This window comes from Streptomyces sp. YS-3, from assembly GCF_045257485.1.
In the GTDB taxonomy this organism is placed as follows: domain Bacteria; phylum Actinomycetota; class Actinomycetes; order Streptomycetales; family Streptomycetaceae; genus Streptomyces.
The window spans coordinates 1-1,116 of record NZ_JBJHPC010001051.1 but is presented as its reverse complement, the minus strand read 5'-3'; the positions used below and the strand labels follow the sequence as shown (position 1 = coordinate 1,116).

General features: G+C 70.2%; 2 pseudogenes. One reads left to right on the top strand and one right to left on the bottom strand.

Going from position 1 to position 1,116, the window contains the following annotated elements:
• Positions 1–322: 322 nt before the first annotated feature.
• A pseudogene (locus ACJA3G_RS37405) lies at positions 323–442 on the top strand (DUF6009 family protein); the annotation flags it as partial.
• Positions 443–512: 70 nt separating this feature from the next.
• Here the strand turns inward: ACJA3G_RS37405 and ACJA3G_RS37400 are convergent.
• Positions 513–1,116: pseudogene (locus tag ACJA3G_RS37400) on the bottom strand (hypothetical protein); the annotation flags it as partial.

Here is a 1,116-nt window from a genome sequence, read left to right as displayed (position 1 = left end):
GTGCCGGGTGCGGGTGTGGGGCGGTGCGCCGTCGGACGCTGCGCGGTCCCGTTGAGGGGCTTTGTCGGCCGCGGTGTGCCGTCATCGGGTCTGTCCTTCCCCGCTTTCAGAAGATCGTCGGGTCGGTCGACGTGTCCGGCGAGGACTCGATTCCCGGGTCCTGCCGTGTCGTGGCTCGTGGAGGAGCTGGCACTCGGCTAGCGCAGGTGATGTTGACGATGTCCGTCTGGGCATGCCACCGCGTCACGGTGCACGCTACTGCCGCCTTCCCGCCGCACGCCCCGAATTGCTGTGGGCGGATTCGCTTGGAGGCCGGCGTCGCCTCTACCAGCAGGGTGCGCCGGGGGAAGCCGTGGATCCCCGCACGATCGAACCCCGCCGGGTCGGCGAGAAGACGCCCCGCTCCCAGCGGGGTGCGGCGGCGATAGCCTCCAGCAGGTAATCGGCCACGGGTCTTGCGGGGAACGGGCATTGTGGACCTGCTCGCAAATGACGACCAGGAGACCGATAACCTAGCTGGTCGGGGTGGACATGCTGCTCGGTAGGCAGACGCCGTTGCAGACGGGGCATCTTGTTCCCCGTTGGGTGAGCTTCTTGAGGTCCACGTACGACAGCATGCCGCAGCTGGTGCAGGCGGCTAACTCTTGCGGTTCGAGGGTAGCGGGGGAGCAGGGGGCCGGGGCGCCGGTGAGTGCCTCGTCGCAGTCCAAGAGCGCCGTATCGCCAAGCGGGTCGGCGTCGTTGGCGGGGACAGGGGTGCCGCGATGCGGAGGGCGCGACGGCATGGGTGCGATGAGGATTGTGCCGAGGGCCGTGGTGGTCGGGTAGGGCGGGTGCGGAGCGCTGGTGTGCTGCCGGTACTGGTGCTCGGGCGCGGGTTGTATGGGAAAGCGCGGGGTGCGGACGGGCAGGCCGGCCGAGGTGAAGGCCGTGCTGGGCAGCGCCGGCCGTGGCCCGGTCGTGGCCTTGGGCATGCGGGTGATGCTCTGCGGGAGCAGTCCCTTCTCCAGTAGGTGGTTGAGGGCTTCCGGCGGCAGTTCGGGGCCGTGCCAGGTGAACTCGGCGACAGGTGCCACCGGTCGGTCCACGTCCCACCGGGGCGGCGGGGCGGGAGGC